Source organism: Pseudopedobacter sp., from assembly GCF_040392825.1.
GTDB lineage: Bacteria > Bacteroidota > Bacteroidia > Sphingobacteriales > Sphingobacteriaceae > Pseudopedobacter.
The window spans coordinates 1-6,765 of record NZ_JBEBVH010000221.1; the positions used below are offsets into that span (position 1 = coordinate 1).

The following is a 6,765-nucleotide window of genomic DNA, read 5'->3' on the forward strand; positions in this document are numbered from 1 at the left end:
TGTCAATACATCTAAAGAAGTTCCGGCAGACCAACAGGGGCATTTTCACTTTAATAGACTTTGTTCGGGAGACTACCGGGTTGACGTGTCGTTTGTTGGGTATGGAAAAAAATCATTTTCTATAAATATTCAAAAAAACACGGAACTTAATGTTTTGTTATTCGAAGACAAAAATGAACTTACGGAAGTACAAATTGTCTCCAGCAACACATATGAACCTGTTTATACTGCGCAAAAATTAAGTGAGAGAGAATACGAATTAAGCAAAGGGAAAAGCTTAGGTGAAGTATTGAATAGTATTCCCGGGGTGACAACTGTACAAACCGGACCTACAATCTCAAAACCGGTCATACACGGTATGCATTCCAATAGAATTCTTATTTATAATGCCGGGGTTAGACTAGAGGGGCAACAATGGGGCAATGAACATGCTCCAGAAATAGATCCCTTTCTAACCAGGAATATTATGGTTGTTAAAGGTGCTGCCGGAGTTGAATACGGTTCTGACGCCTTGGGCGGAATTGTACTGATGAATCCAGGAGAATTAAACTATCATCTTCCTTTATCTTATGAAGTTGATCTCCTGGGCGCTTCCAACGGAAAGATGGGTCTGTTTTCTGGCAAAGTTGAAGGTAACATGTTAAATGAGTCGTTAGCATGGCGTATTCAGGGGACTATAAAAAAAGCTGGTAACGCTTCTACACCAGATTATTTTTTAAATAACACCGGAATAGAAGAACTTAACGGTTCTGTAACGCTGGGCTACAAGAAGAAATCTTTTGAAGGGGATTTATTCTTGAGCTCTTTTAATACCAGATTAGGTATTCTTAAAGATGCTCATATTGGAGGGGAGGATGATCTACAGTATATGATTGAGCATGGGCGTCCGTTTTCCGACGGAAACTTTTCTTACAATATAGACGTCCCTAATCAAGAAGTACATCATCACACCATAAGACTAAAAGGTAAGAAATTCTTAAGTAATAACGGAATTCTAAATTTCAGTTATAGCTTTCAGAACAACCAACGTCAGGAATATGATTTAAGGCGAGGGGGGAGAAGTACTTTGCCTACATTAGATCTTGACCTCAACGCACAAAATCTGGAAGTTTCTTATCAAAAAAGTCAATCTCTGGATGCTTATACCAAATTTGGAATCAACACTTCGCTTATTGTAAGCAATAGCATTCCGGGAACTTCCATGACTCCTTTAATTCCAAATTACGACAGCTTCAATCCGTCTTTATTCTTTATTAAAAAATTGAAGCTGAATAATACGGTGCTTGAAACAGGAATCAGATATGATTATAAAACCATCGACGCCGCAGGTTATGATGCCAATGAGGTTTGGTATGGGGGAAACCACAAATTCCATAATGCAAGCTTCTCTTTAGGTAGTCTATTTCACTTAAAACACGATCTTAACTTCAAATCTGATTTCAACTTTGCCTGGAGACCTCCTTCTGTAAATGAACTTTATAGCAATGGTCTGCATCATGGCAATGCATCTTTTGAAATTGGCGACAAGAACTTAAGTAGTGAAAAAGGCTATAAATGGATTAACACGCTATCCCTAAACAAAAAAGCCTGGCAGGTAGAATTGAGCGGTTATTTCAATTATGTGGACAATTATATCTATCTGCAGCCCAGCGGTGAATACGCTATCGACTGGGGCGTTAAATTCCTTAAGTTCTATTACACGCAGACTAACGCCAGATTTATTGGATCGGATTTATCCAGCTTATATTCCATTTCCAGGCATTTCGATTGGCAGTTAAAAGCTTCTATGGTAAGAGCTAAAGACATTAACAATAATAGTTATTTGCCTTTTATCCCCACAGATCGTGTAAATAATGCTATTATCTGGAATATCAATAAGCAATCCTCAAAAGTATCACAGCCTTTCTTAACAATAGAGCATAGCTTTGTAGCCAAACAACACAGGCATCAGGAAAATAGAGATTTTGCACTTCCCCCGCCTTCCTATCATTTATTCAATCTTTCAGGAGGAATGAATTATAAACTGAAAGAGAACACATTAGGCTTAAGTGCCTCTGTATTTAATTTATTCAACACTAACTATAAAGATTACCTTAACAGATTTAGATACTTCACCTATGAAACCGGAAGGAATTTAGTAGTTAGATTATCGTACAAATTTTAATTTAATAACATGAAAAAGCATTTTAATTTTTTTAGCCTGGCACTGATAACCATTTTATCTTTAAGTTTTACTGCTTGTAAAAAAGATGATCCTGTTGCAGAAAAAAATCTGGAACAAATTGATGGTACAATTGTAAATTTTATTGAAGGACATTTCCAGGGAACAGAATTCCATGCAAGTGGAGATACTGTAAAAGTAACTTTTGAAAAAGACAAGACTGTTTCTTCTCCATCTCATGTACACCTTCATGCAGGCGAAACTTATTTAATGGAAATTGATTTTTACTATAAAGGAGTAAAAATCAATAGTGATTTTGACGCACCTTCACATCAGTTTTTCTTTGTTGGTGCACCAGATGGCATCTTTGATTATACGTATGCAGATGAAAGAGTGGGTTTAAAAGGATACTTAACTGTTAATCAAGCTACAGAAAGTGGTTTTGAATGGAATTTGATTTTAAGACACGGATTGAATAAGAACCATGCTGCAGCTCAGACGTGGAATAATCCAAACTATAACCAGGCCGGTGGGTCTTATGACTTCAATAGAACTGTCGAGATTCATCCTGTTGTGGGAGATGGCCAGGATCATTAAAAAATAAAAGAATTCTAAATTGCAGTGCTCCCAATTTGGGAGCACTATTTATTTCTTCTGCTCTATCATTCTATACACCCGCACATAGTCAACCTCCATTGTAGCCGGAAAAACAGAATCATCTATACCTTTCTGACCTCCCCAGCTTCCTCCAACAGCTACATTCATTAAAATATGAAACCGCTTGTTAAAAGGCCAAGACTCAAACCCTTTTCCTTCATTTATATATTCAAAAACCTTTTCGTCGTCGATATAACCTTTAACCGCATAGGGTGTCCAATCTACTTTATAAATGTGGAAATCTGACGTTGCACCGTCAATCACTTTTGCTTTTCCTTTCTGGGTTCCTTTCATACCATTATGAGCTTCTGTATGAACGGTAACATGAACGTTATTTTTATCATAACCAACATGCTCCATAACATCAATTTCACCAGATTTGGGCCAGCCACCATATGCCCAGTCTGTAGGTAACATCCATAAGGCTGGCCATGTTCCCCTTCCTTCAGGTAGCTTTGCCCTAAATTCGAATCTGCCGTATAAAAAATCTCCCTTACCTTTAGAAACCAACCGGGCAGAACTATATTTCTTCCCCTCAATATCTTCTTTTAAAGCAGTAATTTTCAAAACACCATTTTCTACATGAGCATTTTTAAGATCTTTTGTGTAGTACTGTAGTTCCTGATTTCCCCAACCGTTATTTTCACTCCCCAAATCGTATCCCCATTTTTTTTTATCCGGTTCTCCATGATAGTCAAACTCATCAAACCAAAATGGTTGTGTTTCAAACTGCCAGTCTTTATTTTTTACTTGTTTACTATCGTTTATGTTTCCTCTACCTGAAAGGTTGAAAGTACAAACAAAAGCGGTAAGCAAGGAAATTTTTAAGATTTGAATATTTTTTTGAGGTTTCATTTACGTTTATTTAGAAATGGGATCCTATCAAAGATAATCTTTATAGAGCAAACGTAATAAACAGATTTTACGGATTAATAAAACAAAAATCCCCGAAGGTATCTTCGGGGATTGAATGCTTATTTAGATAAGTACATCGACTTTTCTTTATTTAGTTTTACGAAGTAAGGATCTTCTAACGTTTTAATAAACAAGATTGCCTCCCCTGTCGATTTCATGTCTGGACCTAATTTCTTATTTACCTCCGGGAATTTATAAAAAGAGAATAAAGGTTGTTTAATCGCATATCCTTTCAGCTTTCTCTCGATTGTAAAGTCTTTCAGCTTTTTAGTCCCTAACATCACTTTTGCCGCAATGTTTACATAAGGAACATCATATGCTTTCGCTATGAAAGGAACAGTTCTGGATGCTCTTGGATTAGCTTCGATTACATATACATCTTCGTTTTTAATAGCAAACTGGATGTTCATCAATCCGCGAATATCCAAAGCTCTCGCTAATTTCTCTGTATACTCTTCCATTTTGCTGATCACATTTGCTGATAATGTGTATGGAGGTAATACTGCGCTGGAGTCTCCGGAGTGAATACCTGCCGGCTCTATATGTTCCATTAACCCAATAATGTGAACATCTTCACCATCAAAAATCGAATCTGACTCAGCCTCTTCCGCTCTATCTAAGAAGTGGTCAATCAATACCCTGTTCCCAGGTAAATCACCTAACAACTTCACTACTGCCTTCTCAAGATCCTCATCATTGATTACGATACTCATTCCTTGTCCCCCTAATACATAGGAAGGTCTTACCAATACCGGATATCCTACTTCATTGGCAACTTTCAATGCTTCTTCAGCACTTTCCGCTACACCGTATTTAGGGTAAGGAATATTCAGATCTCTTAATAAGTCAGAGAAACGCCCACGATCTTCGGCAATATCCATGTTATCGAAAGAAGTACCAATGATCTTAATTCCTTTTTCATGCAGTTTCTCTGCCATCTTCAAAGCAGTTTGTCCACCTAACTGAACAATAACCCCCTCTGGCTTCTCTAAATCTATGATTTCTCTAACATGCTCCCAGAAGATTGGCTCGAAGTATAATTTATCGGCCATGTTGAAATCTGTAGAAACTGTTTCTGGATTACAGTTCACCATGATAGATTCGAAACCTTCTTCTTTAGCAGCTAATAAACCGTGTACACAAGAATAATCGAACTCGATACCTTGTCCAATTCTGTTCGGACCAGAGCCCAGAACGATAATTTTCTTTTTATCTGAAGGAACAGATTCGTTCTCTCCTTCGTATGTTGAGTAGTAGTAAGGTGTTTGTGCAGGGAATTCCGCAGCACAAGTATCTACAATTTTATAAACACGCTTAATACCCAGTTCTTTTCTCTTATCGTAAACCTCATCCTCTGTTACACCCAGTAACCAGGCAATTTGCACATCAGAGAAACCTTTTTGTTTTAACGTCAACAACATGTCTTTAGGAATGTTGTTTAATGTATAGCGTTTCAGCTCGTTTTCTAAGTTAACAAGATCCTGAATTTCGTGTAAGAACCACTTGTCTATTCTGGTTGCTTTTCTAACAGATTCGATAGGAACACCAATTCTCAAAGCATCTTTTATCGCGAACAGTCTGTCCCAGCTTGGATGCTCCAATTTGTACATAATGTCCTCTACATTTCTATCTTGTTTTCCGTCTGCACCCAAACCTGCTCTGCCAATTTCCAAAGACTGACAAGCTTTTTGTAAGGCTTCGTTGAAAGAACGACCTATACCCATAACCTCTCCTACCGCTTTCATTTGTAGGCCCAGCTCTTTATTAGCTCCCGGGAATTTATCAAAATTCCAACGAGGGATCTTAACAATCACATAGTCTAAAGTAGGTTCGAAATATGCCGAAGTTGTTTTTGTAATCTGGTTTTGTAGTTCATCCAAGTTGTAACCGATCGCCAATTTAGCTGCAATCTTCGCAATCGGATAACCTGTAGCCTTGGAAGCTAAAGCTGAAGATCTGGAAACACGAGGGTTGATTTCTATAGCAATAATATCGTCATTTGCCGGATTTACAGAGAATTGTACGTTACATCCACCTGCGAAATTCCCGATAGCTCTCATCATCTTGATCGCTTGATTACGCATTTCCTGATATGCTCTGTCGGATAAAGTCATTGCAGGAGCAACAGTAATAGAGTCTCCTGTATGGATACCCATTGGATCGAAATTCTCGATAGAACAAATAATGATCACGTTGTCATTACTATCCCTCAATAACTCCAGCTCAAATTCTTTCCATCCCAGTACAGCTTGTTCTACCAACACTTCATGAGTTGGCGAGGCTGTTAATCCTCTGGTTAAAGCAGCATCAAAGTCTTCTTTTCTATGTACGAAACCACCACCAGAACCTCCTAATGTGTAAGAAGGACGAATTACCAGCGGAAAACCTATTTCCTGAGCAGCTTCTTTACCTTCCAGAAAAGAGTTTGCTATTTTAGAAGGAGCAACACCAACACCGATGTCTACCATCAGTTGTCTAAACTCCTCTCTGTTTTCTGTTTTTTCTATAGCTGCAATATCAACACCTATAATTTTCACTCCGTATTTTGTCCAAATACCTCTTTCATCGGCTTCCTTAGCAAGATTTAAAGCAGTTTGGCCTCCCATAGTAGGTAATACCGCATCAATTTTACGTTCCTGTAAAATTTGCTCAATAGAATCAACCGTTAATGGCAACAGATAAACATGATCTGCAATCACATTATCCGTCATGATGGTTGCCGGATTGGAGTTAATGATTGAAACCTCGATCCCTTCTTCTTTCAAAGACAAAGCGGCTTGAGAACCAGAATAGTCAAATTCACAAGCTTGACCGATAATGATTGGACCCGATCCGATGATCAGGACTGATTTAATTGACGTATCTTTTGGCATTGGCGTAAATTATTTTCGGGATTTTCTTACGCTTTTTATAGAAAAGCCCGACTTGTTTGTCGGGATGCAAAGATAGGAAAAAAATGAATCTTCTGAAATAACCTCCGCTTTAATTTTGTAAAATTTATAGTAATGATTAAGGAAAGCAGAATTATTACC

General features: G+C 37.8%; 4 protein-coding genes. 2 read left to right on the forward strand and 2 right to left on the reverse strand.

What is annotated here, in order from left to right; translation table 11 throughout:
- Positions 1-2,164 (forward strand): TonB-dependent receptor (locus ABWO41_RS13880; RefSeq protein WP_353139165.1); only part of this gene is annotated, 2,164 nt, incomplete at its 5' end.
- A gap of 9 nt (positions 2,165-2,173) precedes the next feature.
- Positions 2,174-2,758: a hypothetical protein gene (locus tag ABWO41_RS13885; protein ID WP_353139168.1), complete on the forward strand. Its 585-nt coding sequence runs from the start codon at positions 2,174-2,176 to the stop codon at positions 2,756-2,758.
- A gap of 48 nt (positions 2,759-2,806) precedes the next feature.
- Here ABWO41_RS13885 and ABWO41_RS13890 read toward each other — a convergent pair whose 3' ends face one another.
- Both ABWO41_RS13890 and carB read right to left on the reverse strand, forming a co-directional pair.
- Positions 2,807-3,673 (reverse strand): glycoside hydrolase family 16 protein, encoded by an 867-nt coding sequence (locus ABWO41_RS13890; RefSeq protein WP_353139171.1) that lies wholly within the window; start codon positions 3,671-3,673, stop codon positions 2,807-2,809.
- 119 nt (positions 3,674-3,792) lie between these two features.
- A complete protein-coding gene (gene carB, locus ABWO41_RS13895; protein WP_353139174.1) occupies positions 3,793-6,606 on the reverse strand; it encodes a carbamoyl-phosphate synthase large subunit in 2,814 nt (937 codons plus the stop codon).
- Positions 6,607-6,765 lie beyond the last annotated feature (159 nt).

What these genes read in the sequence shown, in the direction of transcription:
- ABWO41_RS13885 (WP_353139168.1), top strand. Translation starts at nt 2,174, where the DNA reads ATGAAAAAGCATTTTAATTTTTTTAGCCTGGCACTGATAACCATTTTA.
- ABWO41_RS13890 (WP_353139171.1), bottom strand. Translation starts at nt 3,673, where the DNA reads ATGAAACCTCAAAAAAATATTCAAATCTTAAAAATTTCCTTGCTTACC.
- carB (WP_353139174.1), bottom strand. Translation starts at nt 6,606, where the DNA reads ATGCCAAAAGATACGTCAATTAAATCAGTCCTGATCATCGGATCGGGT.